Below are 18003 nucleotides of genomic sequence, written 5' to 3' on the forward strand. Positions count from 1 at the left end.
AGGAGTTCTCCCCCATGGAAGCGCAGATGACGACGTTGTCCGCGGGCATCCTGCTGTTCCTGATCATGGATCCGCTGGGCAATATCCCGTTGTTCCTCGCCCTGCTGAAGGACGTGCCGCCGCAGCGCCGGCGCAAGGTGATGGTGCGCGAGCTGCTCATCGCCCTGGCCGTCCTGGTCGCCTTCCTGCTCGGCGGCCAGTACATCCTCAAGGTGCTGCAGCTGCGCCAGGAATCGGTGAGCATCGCCGGCGGTATCGTGCTGTTCCTCATCGGCATCCGCATGGTCTTTCCTCCGGTGGAAGGCGGCGTGTTCGGCAAGACGGGGGAGGGCGAGCCCTTCATCGTGCCGATGGCCATCCCCGGCGTCGCCGGCCCCTCGGCCATGGCCGCCCTCCTGCTGCTGACCAATTCCCAGCCCGGCCGCACGGCGGAATGGGGCATCGCCCTGTTCCTGGCCTGGCTGGCCACCGCGATCATCCTGCTCAGTTCCACCTTCCTGTTCCGCTGGCTGGGCGAGAGCGTCCTCACGGCGCTGGAGCGGCTCATGGGCATGCTGCTCATCGCCTTGTCGGTGCAGATGTTCCTCTCTGGGATTTCGGCCTATCTGCACCTGGCGGTTTGATACGTAAGGGTGATTGCCGCAAGAACATACGTGGCGGTAGGGTTACTGTCATAATTGCCCGCGAGCATGGCCGGGGTCAGGAACGCTCCTGGCACCGGGCATGGGTCGAGAGCCCTCTCAGGGGCAAAGAGGATGTTCGAAGGCACTATGAGAAATCACGACTCCGCACCGGCCCGGCAAGGTAGCCATCGTTCGACGTCAAGGGATCCCAAGTCATGCTGAGCATCGATCAGACCCTGCTGGAGCGCATGCCATGGCTGGCCCAGCACCCTCGTCTCCGCAAGCCGCTCGTCGGCATGCTGGAAACCCTGGCCCACGAAGACCGCTTCAATCGCACGCTGGCGTTCGCCGGCCCCGCGCAAGGCTTCGAATTCTGTGAGAAGACGCTGGATTACCTCGGCGTCAGCTGTCGCGTCACCGAACGCGAGCGCGAGAACATTCCCGTCGAAGGGCCGCTGATCGTCGTGGCCAACCATCCGCTGGGCATGGTCGACGCGATCGCCCTCATCCAGCTGATCGGTTCGGTTCGCCGTGACGTCCGCATCCTCGGCAACGACGTGCTGTCGGCGGTGCCGCAGCTGGGTTCGTTGCTGCTGAAGGTGGACGTCTTCGGCAAGGGTGCCACCTCGAAGATGCGCGCCGTATTCCGCGCGATCGAGGCGGGCGAGGTGCTCATCATGTTCCCGGCGGGCGAAGTGTCGCGCATGCGCCCCGGTGGCGTGCGCGACGGCAAGTGGTCGGACGGCTTCGCGCGCATCGCCCTCCGCGCCGGCGTACCGGTGCTTCCCGTGCATATCGCCGCGCGAAATTCGGTCGCGTTCTACGGGCTGTCGATGCTGGCCAAGCCGCTGAGCACGGCGATGCTTCCGCGCGAGGCCACCTCGGGCAAGCAGCGGGTGGGTTTCCGCATCGGCAAGCTCGTCGACTCCGAGGAATTGAAACAGGCCAGTGGCGGTTCGTCGGAGCGTGCGGCCAAGCTGATGCGCCGGCACGTGTATCGCGTCGCACGCCAGCGTGGTCTCGTGTTCGGTGGGCAAACCCCGCTGGCGCACCCCGAACCCGTCGAGCGAGTGGTCGCCGAACTGGACAAGGCCGAGTTGCTGGCCGAACTTCCCGATGGCAAGCGCATCCTCCTGTTGCAAGGTTCCAGTGACAGCTACGCCATGCGCGAGATCGGACGCTTGCGTGAGTTGACCTTCCGACGTGTGGGCGAGGGTACCGGCAAGCGCCGTGACCTCGACGCCTACGATCCGCTCTACGAGCACCTCGTGTTGTGGGACGCCAAGGCCTTGCGCGTCGTGGGCGCCTACCGGTTCGGTCATGGCGGCCGTCTCATCGAAAAGCACGGCATGAGCGCGCTGTACACCTCCAGCCTGTTCGATTATTCGCCGGCGCTGGAGTCGCGCCTCGCCCAGGGCCTGGAGCTCGGACGCAGCTTCATCGCACCCGCCTACTGGCGCTCGCGTGCGCTCGACCAGCTCTGGCAGGGTATCGGGCTCTACCTGCAACGGCATCGCGAACTGCGTTACCTGTTCGGACCCGTGAGCATGTCGGTCAGCATGCCGCGCGAGGCGCGCGAATGGATCGCCGCGGCGCACCAGCATTTCTTCGGCGTGCAGGGCCTGGCCGCCGCACGCCAGCCGTTCGTGATTCCGGAAGCGACCATCGAATCCGTTCGCCGCGAACTCGAAGGCCTCGATCCCGCCGAAGGCCTCGGCAAGCTGAAGCATCGCCTCGACGCTTTGGGCGTGACCCTGCCGGTGCTTTACCGCCAGTACGTCGACCTGGTCGAACCGCAGGGCGTGCAGTTCCTCGCGTTCGGTGAGGACCCGGATTTCGCCGGCTGCGTCGATGGGCTCGTGATGCTCGACCTCGCGTCGCTCAAGCCGGCGAAGCGCTCGCGTTATCTCGGGAAAGACTGACTCGTCTTAACCGACCGGCCGGAAGGTATTCCGGCCGGTCTTTTTTTTAGGTTCTTCGCGCATTTCCGGAGTTCGCCTAGTGGGAGCTCGGCAGCTCCCCCGCGACGCCGCACACGGGTGGGAAGCGGGCTGGCCCGCGAGTCCTCAGTTCTGTGCAAGCGAAAGAAGCTTTGCAATCTTTTTAGCGGCGCGTTTTCTCGTGTAGAAATAGCCTATTTCCCGCCGATGGGAAGTGTCGGATAATCGCTAAACTGTCATTCGGCAGTGTTAGGGTATTGCCTCGCTAAGAGATAAATGTCGCCCAGGTCAGTGACTTGGGCGCTCAGTGGATCATTCGGTGTTTTTTCGTCCCGGCCATGCCGCCGGGCGATTCGCCGTGTCCGGAGAAAACGTTTTTTCTTGCGCAAACGTAATAACTATCGACGCAGAGATAATCGCCAATTAATTACGAAAACCATTATTTCCAGTGATGGATCGAATGATTTCGCGCGGCCTCGGGAAGGGCCGCCACCAAACAAAACATCCTCTTCAGGAAACCAGTCGATGAACCGCAATTCCCTTTCGGCCGCGATCGCCGTGACGCTTTTCGTGGCCGCAGGCACCGTGCTGGCCCAGGACGCGCAGAACGCCCAGGCCAACGACACGCAGCCACAACGCTCCAACGTGGCGAGCAGCTCGAACACGACGAACGACAACGCCACGCGCCGCGCGACGCAGCAGATGAGCGAGGTACAGGTGAAGGCCAACTCCCTGGCCCTCGGCGGCGGCCTGATGTCCATCCAGGACGCGCCGAAAGCCGTTTCCACGGTGTCCCGCGAGGCCATCGTCAAGGCGGCGCCGGGTGCCACCTTCGTGCAGGCGATAAATTCCATTCCGGGCGTGGTGTCGTCCACCGACGACTACACCGGCCTCAATGACGGCAACGCCAGTGTCCGCGGGTTTCCGCTCGACGAGGTCGGTGTCACGGTCAACGGTGCGCCGATCAACGACAGCGGCAACTACAAGATCTACTCGTCCGAATACGGTGATACCGAGAACATGGGCGACATCACCGTCCAGCAGGGATACCCGGACAATGATTCCCCGATCGCCGGTGCCGCCGGTGGCTCCATCGCGTGGGTGACCGTCGACCCGTCGCACCAGGCCGGCCTGGACTTCAGCCAGACCCTCGGCGGTAACAGCTACCACCGCACGTTCATGCGCCTCAATACGGGCGACCTCGGTCCCGTGCGTTCGTGGTTGTCGTATTCCAACAACGAGACGAACCTGTGGCGCGGGCGCGGCAAGTCGAAGGTGACCAAGGTCGACGGCAAGTCGGTCTGGCAGATCGACGACAAGAACTCCATCTCGTTCTCGTTGCAATACAACCGCGAGGTCAAGACGAACTACGAGTCGCTGACCAAGGCCCAGGCTGCCGCCGACTACAAGCAGAGTTACCTCGGCACGTATACCCCTGGCAGCACCAGCAGCAATTACTACGCGCTGCACCAGAACCCGTTCCGCAATTACCTCGCCAGTCTCGACGGCGAGTTCACGCTCAGCGACAGCACGCGCCTGTCCGTGGTGCCGTACTTCCAGTATGGCTACGGCGGCGGTGGCAGCGGCAGCACGGTCACCGAGAACCCGCTGGCCAACGACAACTACTTCAAGTCGGTGAACGTCGACCTCGATGGCGACGGCAAGATCAGCGGCACGAAACTGGTCAACTCGCTGAGCTATTCGTACACCTACCGTCCCGGCGTGATCGCGAAGCTCAACCAGGACCTGAGCGATAACAACAGCCTGGAATACGGCGTGTGGTACGAGCGTCCGCGCCAGCAGCAGGGCCAGGTGCTGGTTCCCGTGGACCCGGCCACCGGCATACCGGTCGATACCTGGGGCAAGGACGTGTTGATCCGCTATCCCGATGGCAAGGTGCAGAAGGTCTACGACCAGTACACCACCACCACGAACGAGAAGGCTTTCATCACCGACAACTGGACGCCGAACGACCAATGGACGTTCTCCGGCAGCCTCGCGTATGTATGGACCAAGCGCGATGGTTATATCGCGGAGTATCCGAACTCCATCGGCTCGATCAGCGCGGCAGGGAAGGTGACCGCGACGAATGCGCAGTTCGATGCGTCGCCGACGGCGACCTTCCACAAGTTCACGCCCACGGCGGGCGCGAAGTACCAGCTCGACGACGAGAACCAGTTCTACTTCGGCATCGGCAAGACATTCCGTGCGCCGATCAATGGTGCGCTGCTGAGCAATGCCCTGTACGGCTACGGCACGTCGGCAGCCGCCACGCTGCCGAACAAGCCGGAAACATCGACCACCGCCGACCTGGGCTGGCGTTTCTACGGTGAGCGCATCTCGGCGAACGTCGACGCTTATGCGTCGAACCTCAATAACAAGCAGGTCTCCGGTTTCGACGAAGCCACGGCGCTGACTGTTTACACACAGCTGCCGAAGGTGCACATGCGCGGCCTCAACGCCGAGAGCAGCTTCAAGCTGGACGACCACTGGACGGTGTACGCGAACTATTCGTACACGCGTGCACTGATGCAGGGCAACCTCGACTCGTTGGGTGACGGCATCTACAACACGAAGGGCAAGACCTTGCTCAACGTGCCGAAGAACTCGGGTTATGTCGCGGTCGACTACGGCAACGGGCCGTTCTGGGCCTCGCTTAGTGCGAAGTACCAGGGTGCGATCTGGGGCGACTGGTCGAATACCGAACGGGTGGGTGGGTACGCCACGATCGACCTGGGCACCGGCTGGAATTTCGACGACTTCTCGCCGTGGTTCCGCAAGCCGTACATCAAGGTCAACCTGTTCAACCTGGCCGACCGCAAGGCGCTCACGTACGCCGGCAACGTTTCCGCTTTCCTGGCCAGCAACCCGGCCAAAATCAAGGATGCGAACGGAACGACGCTCTATGCCTCGGCCCCGTACTACTCGATCCTGCAGGAACGCACCTTCATGGTGACCTTCGGCGCCTCGTTCTTCTGACGAAGCCGCCAGCCGCTGGCCGCCTATAGCCATAGGGGCATTACGCAGGTCCACGCGACCGACCACCGACGCCCCTCGAAAGAGGGGCGTTTTTTCTTAGTGGGCTCCACCTCAAGTGGGGCTCGCCTAAAGTGGGACCCACCTCACCCTGGTGGGAACCGCCTCAGTCTGGTGGGAGCCGACCTTGTCGGCGATCCCGCGGCAGCGGGCCGGGTTACGGCAAGCACCCATCGCCGACAAAGTCGGCTCCCACCCAAGCTGACCCCCACCAAGCTGACCCCCACCGAGAAGGACCCACCGCCAATGCCTGCGACTGCCCCGCGAAACCTCGTGGGCGGGCGGAAGGACCTTGCGACGGTGGCCCGATGTGACACCCTACGAGGGCGTACGGTGGCTTCTCCTCCCTCGCTAACAGCCTTCTCGGGTAAAAATAAATATCCATAAATAACAATAGAATAGGAAGAAAATCAGCCCACGTAGGAAAAAGTGGTATTTATCAAACTGGCGTGAAAACGTTACAAATCTGTCATACAATGCCGTTAAAGTTGGCTTAACAACTGTCGCCACCGGGCTCATGGATGTGACCGGGATCACACGAGACGACACAGCCAAAGATTGGGGAAAGCTCAAACGAACGCAGCACCCGGCCCACCGCCAGGTAGCCATTCGTTTGGCCAAAACTTTTTTCGTTGCAAGCCACAGGGTCGACCATTAGATGAATAGCCGAATCCGCGCCAAACTCCTGCCGCTGGCGATCGCATCGCTCTTCGCGGTACCTGCGTTCGCGCAGGAAACGTCCTCGACGATCAGCGGCCGCGTGCTGGACGCCGCCGGCCAGCCGGTGGCCAATGCCACCGTCGTGATCGTCCACGAGCCCTCGGGCACCACGAAGACCACCACCACGGACGCGAGCGGCCGTTACTCGGCACAGGGCCTGCGCGTCGGCGGTCCGTTCGACGTGACCGCGACGAAGGAAGGCAGCCCCTCGGTTCGCCAGGACAATGTTTACCTGCAGCTGGGTAGCGACACCGCCGTGAACCTGACCGTCGGCGCAGCCAGCGCCGCCGATGCCACCGCGCTGGGCGCGGTCACCGTGTCGGCCGTCTCGGGTCAGTTCACTTCGGAGAACAAGGGCCTCGGCACCAACATCTCGCAGCGCGAGTTGAAGGCCGCTCCCTCGCCGAGCCGCAACATCGCCGACATCGCCCGCCGCGACCCGCGCGTCAACGTCGACCACGGTACCGGCGCCATCTCGGCCAACGGCCAGAACACCCGTCTCAACAACATCAAGGTCGACGGCCTTGGCGTGGGCGACCCGTTCGGTCTGAACTCCACCGGCATGCCGACCGTCGGTTCGCCGGTGTCGCTCGACACGATCGACTCGTTCAACATCTCGACCGCCAACTACGACGTCGCCTCCGACACCGTCGGCGCCGAAATCAACGCGGTGACGAAGTCGGGTACCAACGACTTCCACGGTTCGGTCTACTACGGCTTCAAGAACGCCAGCAGCATGGTCGGCAAGGCCGGCTGGCTGGACGACAACCGCGATTACACCGAGTTCGATCGTAACTGGACGGCCGGTGCCACTGTCGGCGGCCCGATCATCAAGGACAAGCTGTTCTTCTTCGCGGGCTACGAGAAGGAAGAAGTCACCGGCCTGAGCTCGGGCGCAGTCAATGGCCTCGATCCGACGCTGAGCCGCTCGACGATCAACAAGGTGTCGCCGGGCGACCTGCAGAGCATCATCAACGCCGCGAACGGCCTCGGCCTCGTCCCGGGTTCGACCGGTGCCAACGCCGGCACGCTGGAAGACAAGCGCTACATTGCGAAGATCGACTGGAACATCACCGACGGTCACCGCATGAACCTTGCGTACTCGCGTACCAAGGAAACCAAGCCGAACCCGCAGGGCAACGGCACCTCGTCGATCGGCCTGTCGAGCTACTGGTACACGGTCAACACCGATATCAAGAACTATACGTTGCAGTCGTTCGATGACTGGAACGACGTGTTCTCGTCGGAGACCAAGGTCGGTTACAGCGACTACCAGCTCAACCGTTCGGTGGACAACCAGCAGCCGCAGATCACGGTGCGCCTGAACAACACCGGTTTCGGTAGCAGCGCCACCGGCCCGACGATCAACCTCGGCGAAGACCAGTTCAGCCACTACAACTCCGCATCGGTGAAGAGCCTCAACGCGATGTGGGCGGGCACGCTGTACCTCGGCGACCACACCATCAAGGGTGGTTTCGAGTGGGAGCGCAACCGCATCTACAACCTGTTCGGCCGCACCGAGTTCGGCGCGTACACCTTCGGCAACAACGGCCTCGCCAACTTTGGTAACGGCCTGTACAGCAACTACTCGCTGTACCAGCCGGCTCCGGGTTACTCGCTCAACGATATCGCCGCCAAGTGGGAACTGCGCCGTCATACGTTCTTCCTGCAGGATACCTGGCAGGCTACGGACAACCTGTCGGTGCAGTATGGCTTCCGCGTCAACAAGTACCTTACCGACGATAAGCCGCTTTACAACGCGTCCTTCGAGCGGAAATTTGGCTTCAGCAACGCCAACACGATCAACGGCAGCCAGCTGGTCGAACCGCGCCTGTCGTTCAACTACACCTTCGACAGCGAATACAAGACGCAGCTGCGCGGTGGCGTTGGCTTGTTCCAGTCCGACCCGCCGACCGTGTGGATGACGAATCCGTACCAGAACAACGGTATCAACATCGTCACCTACTCGTACGACCGGCAGGCCAATGGTCTGTGCAACCTCGGGTCGCAAAGGAATATCGCTTGCCCGGTGTTCAGCCCGGACCCGCACAACCAGCCTACCAGCGGTGCGGGCACGATTCCTCAGCAGGCCGTCGATACGGTCGACAAGAACTTCAACTTGCCGAGCGTCTGGAAGTCGTCGTTGGCGTTCGACCGTGAGTTGCCCTGGCAGGGCATCATCGCGAGCATCGAGTGGCAGCACCTCGACGTCCGCGACGGTATCCTGTATCAGAACCTCAACCTCGGTGCCCCGACCGGCGTCATGCCGGACGGGCGCTACACGTACGCCGGCTGCATCGGTGGCTCGACTGCCGTCGGTGGTCCGACTGGCGCGAACTGCGGGACGAACCTCAGTGGCTCGAACACCGGCGGTTCCTTTGCCCGTGCCCGTGCGGATGGCCGCTTCGCCCAGGGCGTCACCTACCTGACCAACACGAAGAAGGGTGGCGCGGACACCGTCACGCTCTCGTTCTCGAAGCCGATGGCCGATGGCTGGTCCTGGAGCGTCGCGGCGACCGGCGGTCACTCGACCGAGGTCAACCCGGGCACCTCCAGCCAGGCCACGTCGAACTACTCGAACAGCGCCTGGTACAACCCGAACGAAGACGTCGCCTCCACGGCGAACACCAACATCTCGAAGCGCCTCAACGCGTCGATCACGTGGCAGCACAACTTCTTCGGCGATTACGCCACTACCGTCAGCATGTTCTACGACGGCCACACGGGCGTGCCGTACAGCTGGATCTTCGGCAACGATTCGAACGGCGACAGCTATTCGAAGGATCTGGCGTACATTCCGACCCGCGGTGACGGTACGATCTTCCGCAACTCCGGTGGTACGGCGGCGGCTTCGCAGCAGCTGGTCAACCAGTTCTACGACTTCATCCAGAACGACAACTACCTGCGCAAGGAGCAGGGCAAGGTTGCCAAGCGCAATGGCGCCACGTCGGCCTGGGTCAACCAGATCGACCTGAGCCTGAGCCAGGAAGTGCCCGGCATCTTCAAGGGCAACAAGGGCGAGATCCGTCTCGACATCTACAACTTCCTGAACCTGGTGAACAAGGATTGGGGCCAGCAGTCGTACATCGGCTTCCCGTACACCCGTAACCTCGCCAACTTCGGTGGCGTGGACCCGACCACGGGCAAGTACATCTACAACCTGCCGACCGATGCCAACGGTAATTACCAGCCGGGCCTGAAGGGCATCTACGACGCCCCGACCGACAACAGCGCGACCAAGGTCAACCCGGTCTCGCGTTGGTCCGCCATGCTGACCGTGCGCTACACGTTCTAAGCGAAGGATTCGCTGCGTGATCCAAAGGCCGGTACCCGCGAGGGTGCCGGCCTTTTTTTGCCTCTTCCCCGTCACATGGGTGGGATGCGGGCTGGCCCGCGAACCCTCGACATCTCCGCTGGCGAACGAGGCTTTGTGATGATCGGGCGAGGCCTGTCACCGCTGGCTTGACGCGATGCATTGCTCGTTCGCTCGTCCTAGGGTGACGGTTCGCGGGCCAGCCCGCTTTCCACCCCACGCGGTCTCGGCAACTGCGCTGTTCCCCCGCCGGTCTTGACCCCTTGGCGCCGGACGCGTGATCCTAGGCGGTCCGCTCCCACCCCGGGGCGGGGTTCGCCGCTAATTCGCGGTCAGAAGGACAGTAACTCCATGAATGCCATCCAGTTCGGGGATCCGGTTTCCGGCAAGACCGTCAGTGCGCGTGTCTCGCCGGCCGGCGGTCTCGACATCCTCTCCCGCAACGAAGTCGCGCGCCTGCGCGACGCGAGCGGGTCCGGGCTGCATCAGCTGCTGCGCCGTTGCGCGCTGGCGGTGTTGACCTCGGGCAACCTTTCCGACGATCCGGGCTCGATGTTCGAGCAGTACCCGGACTTCGACGTGCAGGTGCTGCAAGAAGACCGCGGCATCAAGATCGAACTGAAGAATGCACCCGAGCAGGCCTTCGTCGATGGCCGCATCATCCGCGGCATCAATGAACTGCTCGTGGCCGTGGTACGCGACATCGTCTACGTGTCGACGCAGCTGGAAACCGGCGGCTTCGACCTGGACGACACCGTCGGCATCACGCATGCCGTGTTCGAGATCCTGCGTAACTCGCGCATCCTGCGTCCGCAGGTGGACCCGAACCTCGTGGTCTGCTGGGGCGGCCATTCCATTTCGCGTGACGAATACGAGTACACCAAGCGCGTCGGTTACCAGCTCGGCCTGCGCAGCCTGGATATCTGCACGGGTTGCGGCCCGGGCGCGATGAAGGGCCCGATGAAGGGCGCGACCATCGCGCACGCGAAGCAGCGCCGCAAGGGCAATCGTTACATCGGCGTGACCGAGCCGGGCATCATCGCGGCCGAGTCGCCGAACCCGATCGTCAACAACCTGGTGATCATGCCGGACATCGAGAAGCGTCTCGAGGCCTTCGTACGTCTTGGCCACGGCATCATCGTGTTCCCGGGTGGCGTCGGCACGGCGGAAGAAATCCTCTACATGCTCGGCATCCTCCTGTTGCCGCAGAACAAGGGCATTCCGTTCCCGCTGATCTTCACCGGCCCGCAGAACTCGGCGGCGTACTTCGAGCAGATCGACCGCTTCCTGCGCCTCGCACTCGGCGACGACGTGGCGAAGCACTACAAGATCATCATCGACGATCCCGCCGCGGTGGCGCATGCCATGGTCTCGGGCATCGACAAGGTGCGCAACCACCGGCTGGACAACAAGGACGCCTTCTTCTTCAACTGGGCGCTCGATATCCCGCTGTCCTTCCAGCAGCCGTTCCGCCCGACCCACGAGGCGATGGCCGGGCTCGCCCTGCATCGTGATCGTCCGCGGCACGAACTAGCCGCGGATCTTCGCCGCGCGTTCTCGGGCATCGTCGCGGGCAACGTGAAGGAAGAGGGCGTCAAGGCCATCGAGGCACGCGGCCCCTTCGTGATCGACGGCGAGAACGACATCATGCGTGCCCTCGACGACTTGCTGAAGGCCTTCGTGGAACAGCACCGCATGAAGCTCCCCGGCGGCACGGCGTACGAACCCTGCTACGTGGTTCGCACCTGATACGCCGGCCGGCGCCCTGTCGGCGCCGGCCGTCCGTTCGCTGAACGTGATGCGGAACAAGGCGTTCCGCGTCACGCGTCCTAGACGGTGACGCGCGCGACGATGCGCTCGCAGCCTCACCGCCGGGAGACAGTCATGCTCGTCACGATCCTTATCATCGTCCTCATCATCGCCCTCATCGGCGGCCTGCCGACCTGGGGCTATTCCAGTTCCTGGGGTTACGGTCCCAGCGGCGGCATCGGCGTCATCCTGGCCATCATCCTGATCTGCTGGCTGCTTGGCGTATTCTGATCGGCGCACGCGCCACAGGAGAGCCCCATGCCACGACCGCATCGTCCCGTGCCGGACAGCGAGATCCCGCTGCCCGGTACCTCGCCGCCGCCTTACGACCACGAGCCGGTGGAGCGGCCGGGGCCCGATCCGGATACCGATGGCGAGACGCCGGAGACCTGATGGCACCCCGTCGACCTCGCTGGCCCGGTGACATCCTTGCCCGCTCGTTCTTCCACCGTGATCCCCGGATCGTGGGGCCGCAGTTGCTCAACAAGGTGCTTGCCTGCGCCGACGGACGCGCGGGACGCATCGTGGAGGTGGAAGCCTATTGCGGTGCCATCGATCCCGCCGCTCATACCTATCGCGGCAAGACGAGACGCAACGCGGTCATGTTCGGTCCGCCCGGGCATATGTATGTGTACTTCACCTATGGGATGCACTGGTGCTGCAACACCGTCTGCGGCGATGACGGCGAGGGGGCGGGCGTGCTCATCCGCGCGCTCGAGCCACTGGCCGGGATCGAACTCATGCGTGAGGCGCGGCCGAAGGCCCGGCGAGATCGGGAACTGTGCAGTGGGCCTGCGCGACTGACCCAGGCGCTGGGGATCACCGGGGCGCAGAACGGCATCGACCTCGTGAAGGCGCGCGAGGGGTATACGGTGGTCGACGACGGCATGCCGCCGCCGGAGTTCGTGCCGGGTTCGGCGCGCATCGGTATCCGCGAAGGCACGGACCTGCTCTGGCGCTGGTTCGTCGCGGGCAATCCCCACGTGTCGAAGGCCTGAGCCCGGCTTTACAAAGGGTGTCGCCATCTTGGCCGAATGGTCACCGGGGTATACGCTTCGTGCCAACGCAGACAAGGAACCCGCCATGAAGCGTGTCGCCGCTATCCTCATCCTCGCCGTGTTTTCCATCGGTGCCGCCGCCGCGGATACCTACCGCTTCGGCTCCCAGGTCATTTCCACGGGCGACAGCGAAGGTCGCCTGCGTCAGGTGGCCGGCAAGCCGGATCGCGAGACGCCTATGGAGACCCGCCACGGCGGGTTGGAAGGCTATCGGCTGGAGTACTTCCAGCGCGGCAAGTCGATCCAGTTCGAAGTGGTCAAGGGCCGGGTGACCTCGATCACCCAGATCGACAGCTGATCCTGATTGGCCCGGCCGTGAAGACGCCTTCACGTTTTCGTGAGTGGGGCGCTATTACGTTGCCGCGCTGAGCCAGGGGCCTCCGATGAAGCACGACGATCTAGAAGAACTCCGACGCAGCCACGAACAGTTCCGCCTCCTCGTCCAGGGAGTGGCGGACTATGCCATCTACATGCTCGATCCCGAGGGCAACGTTTCCAGCTGGAACTCCGGCGCCGAGCGGATCAAGGGCTACCTGCCCGACGAGATCATCGGAAAGCATTACTCCGCCTTTTTCTCGCCGGACGATGTCGCCCGCCGGGAGCCCTGGTCGAACCTGCAAGCTGCGAAAGAGGTGGGCCGCCTGGAAACCGAAGGCTGGCGCGTCCGCAAGGACGGCAGCCGTTTCTGGGCCCACGTCGTGCTCGACCGCATCGACGACGAGTCGGGCAAGTTCGTTGGCTTCGCGAAGGTAACGCGCGACGTCACCGAGCAGCGCAACGCGGCCCGAGCCCTGGAACAGGCCCGCGAGGCCCTGTTCCAGTCGCAGAAGCTCGAGGCGGTAGGCCAGCTCACCGGTGGCGTGGCGCATGACTTCAACAACCTGCTCATGGCGATCCACGGCAACCTCGAACTGCTGACGCAGCGCGAGGATCTTCCGGCGAAGGCCCGGACCCTCGTCACGAACGCCTTGAGCGGTGTCCGCCGCGGCGTCGCGCTCACCCAGCGCATGCTCGCTTTCGCGCGGCGGCAGCAATTGCACCTGGAGCCGGTGAACCTGGCGGACCTCGTCTACGGCATGGCCGACCTGATGCGCACGTCGCTCGGTCCCTCCATCGTCGTCGAGGCCAGTTTTCCCTTGTCATTGCCGACGGTGCTCGTCGACCCGAACCAGTTCGAACTCTGCCTGTTGAACCTTGGCGTCAACGCGCGCGACGCGATGCCGGACGGCGGAACGGTCACGATCTCGGGACGCCCTGAAGTTGTCCGCGATCCCGATGCGTTGGCTATCGCTCCTGGTGACTACGTGCGACTTTCCATCTCAGACACCGGTGAGGGCATGGACCCGGCGACACTGGCCCGTGCCACCGAACCCTTTTTCACGACCAAGGGCGTGGGCAAGGGCACCGGCCTGGGACTGTCGATGGTGCATGGCATCGTCCAGCAGTGCGGAGGTGCCTTGCGTATCAGCAGTTCGCCGAATGAGGGCACCACCGTCGACATGTGGCTTCCCGTGGCCAACCAGGTGGTGCGGCCGGGTGAACAGACATCGGCCGGCAAGACGGGTGTATCGATGCAGGAATCGTCCTCGGCCGCTGCCATGCCCGTTGCCGCCAACGCCACCTCCGTCCTGGTGGTCGACGACGACCCGCTCGTGCTGTCGACCACGGTCGAGATGCTCTCCTTCGAGGGTTACGACGCCGTGGGAGCGTCATCCGCGTTGCAGGCACTGAAGCTGATCGACGGGACGTCGCCGTTCTCCATCGTGGTCACCGATCACGCCATGCCCGGCATGACGGGTGCGGAACTGGCGTCGCATCTCGCAGATTCGCACCCGGACATCCACGTGATCCTGGCCAGCGGTTACGCCGAATTGCCTGGCGACACGCCTGGTGTTCGTGCGCGCTTGCAGAAGCCGTATGGGCGGGCGGATCTGCTCGCGGCGGTGCGGGCGGAATAGACGGACAGCCAAAGAAAAAGGCCGTGCATCGCTGCACGGCCTTTCAAAACCTGGCGCCCGAAGTTGGACTCGAACCAACGACCCCCTGATTAACAGTCAAGTGCTCTAACCGGCTGAGCTATTCGGGCGGGGAGCCACGTATTTTGTGGAAGTGGGGAGGGGCTGTCAAGCGCTCTTAACGTTTTCGTGACAGCTGGGAGGCGCATGCGGCGGCGTCCTCGGGCGTGGCGGTTTTGCGCCGCGCGCGGCCCGACTTGGCGACGACGATCGAGATGGCGGTGGCGGGACGGCCGGTGACGCAGAGGGTGATCGTCTGGTTGCTTGCCGGGCAGGTGCCGTTCGGATCGAACGTGAAGGCGTGGCGGCCGGGGCGGCGCCCGACCGATAGCCTGCCGTCGAGAGGCCCCATCGCCTCGAAGATCGTCGATAGTTCCTTGTCCTTCCCGATCCACCCCTGGGTCCAGTCGGAGGAGGGCGCACAGGCACGGCCGTCGCGACTGGCGCAGAGGGTCGTCGGGTGATTCCGGCGGACCGCCGTGGCGCGAGTCCTGGCCAGGGCGTCCATCATGTCGTTGGCGGCGGCGCGGAGGTGATGGCGGGCAAGGGCTTCACCCAAGGCCGGCAAGGTGACGCCAGCGAGGATGCCGGCCACGGCCAGGACCGCCAGCAGTTCCGTCCAGGTGAATCCATGGGGGCGAGGAAGGGGCATGGGTGGGGCACGAGAGCGGCGCCCGAGCTTGCCCGCCACCCCCAAAGGCAGCCATCGGTGCGGCGCGTCACGGCGTGTAGGCCGTGACGCTTTAAACTTGGCATCCAAACCTGCATATCGTCAGCCATGACCGATCGCTTCCAGCTCGTCTCCCCGTACAAGCCCGCCGGCGACCAGCCCGAGGCCATCCGCCGCCTCACCGAGGGCTTCGAGTCCGGACTGGCCGCGCAGACCCTCCTGGGTGTCACCGGCTCGGGCAAGACCTTCACGATCGCCAACGTGGTCGAGAAGATCCAGAAACCGACCATCGTGCTGGCGCCCAACAAGACGCTTGCCGCGCAGCTGTACGGCGAGTTCAAGGAGTTCTTCCCGCACAACGCGGTGGAGTACTTCGTCAGCTACTACGACTACTACCAGCCGGAAGCCTACGTCGTGGCCTCGGATACCTTCATCGAGAAGGATTCGAGCATCAACGACCATATCGAACAGATGCGCCTGGCCGCGACCAAGGCCCTCCTGTCGCGGCGCGATTCGCTGATTGTCGCGACGGTGTCGGCGATCTACGGCCTGGGCGATCCCGAAGACTACATGAGCCTTCGCCTGATCCTGTCGCGCGGCGAGCACATCGAGCAGCGCGCGTTGATCCGCCAGCTCACCGAACTGCAATACGTGCGCAACGAGATGGAACTGCGCCGCGGTACGTACCGCGTGCGCGGCGAGGTCATCGATGTGTTTCCGGCGGAGTCGGAATCCGAGGCCCTGCGCATCGAGTTGTTCGACGGCGACGTGGAAAACCTCTCGCTGTTCGATCCACTGACCGGCGAGGTGCTGCGCAAGGTGCCGCGCTACACCGTGTATCCGAAGACGCATTACGCCAGCACGCGGCAGAGCGTGCTGAACGCGATGGAGACGATCAAGGTCGAGCTTTCCGAGCGCCTGGAGCAGCTGTACCGCGACAATAAACTGGTCGAGGCCCAGCGCCTGGAACAGCGCACGCGATTCGACCTGGAGATGATGGCCGAGGTGGGCTTCTGCCAGGGCATCGAGAATTACTCCCGCCACATGACGCGCCGTGGCCCGGGCGAGCCGCCGCCGACGCTGTTCGATTACCTGCCGCCGGACGCGCTGATGGTGGTGGACGAATCGCATGTGACCGTGCCCCAGCTGGGCGCGATGTACAAAGGCGACCGCTCGCGCAAGGAGACCCTGGTGGAGTTCGGTTTCCGCCTGCCTTCGGCGATGGACAACCGGCCGTTGCGCTTCGAGGAATGGGAGCGTCGCGCGCCGCGCGCGATCTACGTGTCGGCGACGCCGGCCAAGTACGAGCTGGAACGTTCCGACGACAACGTCGTGGAACTGGTGGTGCGCCCGACCGGCCTGATCGATCCCGAGGTGGAGGTGCGCCCGGTACGTACCCAGGTGGACGACCTGCTGGGCGAGATCCACAAGCGGGTCGCCTTGGGCGACCGCGTGCTGGTGACGACGCTGACCAAGCGCATGGCCGAGAACCTCACGGACTACCTGTCCGAGCAGGACGTGAGGGTGCGCTACCTCCACGCCGACATCGACACCGTGGAGCGCACCGAGATCATCCGCGATCTGCGCCTGGGTGAGTTCGACGTGCTGGTGGGCATCAACCTGCTGCGTGAAGGCCTCGACATGCCCGAGGTCTCGCTGGTGGCTATCCTCGATGCGGACAAGGAGGGCTTCCTGCGCTCGACCCGTTCGCTCATCCAGACGATCGGCCGTGCGGCGCGCAACGTGCGTGGCAAGGCGATCCTCTACGGCGATGAGATCACCGGTTCCATGAGGGACGCGATCGACGAGACAGCCCGCCGCCGCGAGAAGCAGATCGAATACAACGCCGCCCACGGCATCACCCCCACGACCGTGGTCCGGCGCATCGCCGATATCATGGAAGGGGCCCGCGCCGACGTGGGCTCGCGTGGCGGCAAGGGCAAGAAGGCCCGCGAGGCGGCGAAGAAGGTGGCCGAGGAGGCCGCCGATTACGCGGCGCTCAGCCCCGAGCAGGCGGGGGCGACCATCAAGAAGCTCGAGGCGCGCATGTACAAGCATGCCCAGAACCTGGAATTCGAGGAGGCGGGCAAGATTCGCGACGAGATCCACCGCCTGCGCGAGCGGGCGCTGCGCTGAGTCCCGGCCGGGCAAAAAATCCCGGCCGGACCCTTGCGAAGCCGTGCGGCGGCCGGTAAACTGCGCAGCTCTTCGGGCGGTTAGCTCAGCGGTAGAGCACTACCTTGACATGGTAGGGGTCACAAGTTCGATCCTTGTACCGCCCACCACTTTCCCTCAGGCGAGTGGCACGAAGATCGCAAAAAGGAGCCCTCGGCTCCTTTTTTATTGCCTAAACTATGGCCTTTCCCGACGGAGCGCTGCCGGTGCTGGCCTACCCGCTGATCAAGTCCCTGCATATCGTCTTCGTGATCGCCTGGATGGCGACCGTGTTCTACCTGCCGCGCATCCTGGTCAACATCGCCGAGGCAGGCAGCGAGCCCGCGGTGAAGGCGCGGCTCGAACTCATGGGCCGCCGCCTGTACAAGTTCGGCCACAACATGTTCGGCCTGGCCTTCCTGTTCGGGCTCGTCCTCTGGCTGTACTTCCATATTTCCGGCGGCTGGCTGCACGCGAAGCTGGCGCTCGTCGTCGTCATGCTCGGCTATTACATCTGGTCCGGCCGCCTGCTCAAGCGCAGTATCGCCGGCGGCGCGCTGCCGCCGACGAAGACGCTGCGCATCTTCAACGAACTGCCGGTGCTGGTGCTGCTCGCGATCGTCTTCCTCGTCGTCGCCAAGCCGTTCTGAAATCTCGCCCGGCGA

The 18003-nt window shown here is 63.9% G+C and carries 13 protein-coding genes and 2 tRNA genes; 13 read left to right on the forward strand and 2 right to left on the reverse strand.

Annotated elements, in window-relative coordinates:
• Positions 1 to 26 precede the first annotated feature (26 nt).
• The 10 genes from AB6730_RS12530 (at position 27) to AB6730_RS12575 (ending at position 14457) form a co-directional block, all read left to right on the forward strand.
• A complete protein-coding gene (locus tag AB6730_RS12530; RefSeq protein ID WP_371024010.1) occupies positions 27 to 623 on the forward strand; it encodes a YhgN family NAAT transporter in 597 nt (198 codons plus the stop codon).
• 215 nt (positions 624 to 838) lie between these two features.
• Positions 839 to 2545 carry a lysophospholipid acyltransferase family protein gene (locus AB6730_RS12535; protein ID WP_371023938.1) on the forward strand — a complete coding sequence of 569 codons (1707 nt, stop codon included), beginning with the start codon at positions 839 to 841 and terminating at the stop codon, positions 2543 to 2545.
• Positions 2546 to 3088: 543 nt separating this feature from the next.
• Positions 3089 to 5542, forward strand: coding sequence for a TonB-dependent receptor (locus AB6730_RS12540; RefSeq protein ID WP_371023939.1), 2454 nt, complete (start codon positions 3089 to 3091; stop codon positions 5540 to 5542).
• A gap of 715 nt (positions 5543 to 6257) precedes the next feature.
• Complete coding sequence (locus tag AB6730_RS12545; protein ID WP_371023940.1) at positions 6258 to 9614, forward strand: carboxypeptidase regulatory-like domain-containing protein; 3357 nt, start codon at positions 6258 to 6260, stop codon at positions 9612 to 9614.
• Positions 9615 to 9983: 369 nt separating this feature from the next.
• Positions 9984 to 11381, forward strand: coding sequence for a nucleotide 5'-monophosphate nucleosidase PpnN (gene ppnN, locus AB6730_RS12550; protein WP_371023941.1), 1398 nt, complete (start codon positions 9984 to 9986; stop codon positions 11379 to 11381).
• Between the two features lie 135 nt (positions 11382 to 11516).
• Positions 11517 to 11672 (forward strand): DUF3309 family protein, encoded by a 156-nt coding sequence (locus AB6730_RS12555; protein ID WP_371023942.1) that lies wholly within the window; start codon positions 11517 to 11519, stop codon positions 11670 to 11672.
• A gap of 27 nt (positions 11673 to 11699) precedes the next feature.
• Entirely contained in the window at positions 11700 to 11834 is a 135-nt protein-coding gene (locus tag AB6730_RS12560) for a hypothetical protein (protein WP_371023943.1), read from the forward strand.
• Positions 11834 to 12439: a DNA-3-methyladenine glycosylase gene (locus AB6730_RS12565; RefSeq protein WP_371023944.1), complete on the forward strand. Its 606-nt coding sequence runs from the start codon at positions 11834 to 11836 to the stop codon at positions 12437 to 12439. The genes AB6730_RS12560 and AB6730_RS12565 overlap by 1 nt, the downstream gene beginning before the upstream one ends.
• 85 nt (positions 12440 to 12524) lie before the next feature.
• On the forward strand, positions 12525 to 12797 hold the full coding sequence (locus tag AB6730_RS12570) for a DUF2845 domain-containing protein (RefSeq protein WP_371023945.1): 273 nt from the start codon (positions 12525 to 12527) through the stop codon (positions 12795 to 12797).
• Between the two features lie 85 nt (positions 12798 to 12882).
• Positions 12883 to 14457 carry an ATP-binding protein gene (locus AB6730_RS12575; protein WP_371023946.1) on the forward strand — a complete coding sequence of 525 codons (1575 nt, stop codon included), beginning with the start codon at positions 12883 to 12885 and terminating at the stop codon, positions 14455 to 14457.
• Between the two features lie 51 nt (positions 14458 to 14508).
• Here the strand turns inward: AB6730_RS12575 and AB6730_RS12580 are convergent.
• Positions 14509 to 14585 (reverse strand) — tRNA-Asn (locus AB6730_RS12580).
• Positions 14586 to 14632: 47 nt separating this feature from the next.
• Positions 14633 to 15166, reverse strand: coding sequence for a GspH/FimT family pseudopilin (locus AB6730_RS12585; protein WP_371023947.1), 534 nt, complete (start codon positions 15164 to 15166; stop codon positions 14633 to 14635).
• A 126-nt stretch (positions 15167 to 15292) separates the two neighbouring features.
• Between AB6730_RS12585 and uvrB the strand changes: the two genes are divergently transcribed.
• The 3 genes from uvrB (at position 15293) to AB6730_RS12600 (ending at position 17988) form a co-directional block, all read left to right on the forward strand.
• Entirely contained in the window at positions 15293 to 17320 is a 2028-nt protein-coding gene (gene uvrB, locus AB6730_RS12590; protein WP_371023948.1) for an excinuclease ABC subunit UvrB, read from the forward strand.
• Between the two features lie 74 nt (positions 17321 to 17394).
• Positions 17395 to 17469: transfer RNA gene (locus tag AB6730_RS12595), tRNA-Val, on the forward strand.
• Positions 17470 to 17565: 96 nt separating this feature from the next.
• Positions 17566 to 17988 carry a CopD family protein gene (locus AB6730_RS12600; RefSeq protein ID WP_371024011.1) on the forward strand — a complete coding sequence of 141 codons (423 nt, stop codon included), beginning with the start codon at positions 17566 to 17568 and terminating at the stop codon, positions 17986 to 17988.
• Positions 17989 to 18003: the final 15 nt, after the last annotated feature.

Origin of the sequence: Luteibacter sp. RCC_6_2 (genome assembly GCF_041360655.1) — a bacterium.
Taxonomy (GTDB): domain Bacteria; phylum Pseudomonadota; class Gammaproteobacteria; order Xanthomonadales; family Rhodanobacteraceae; genus Luteibacter.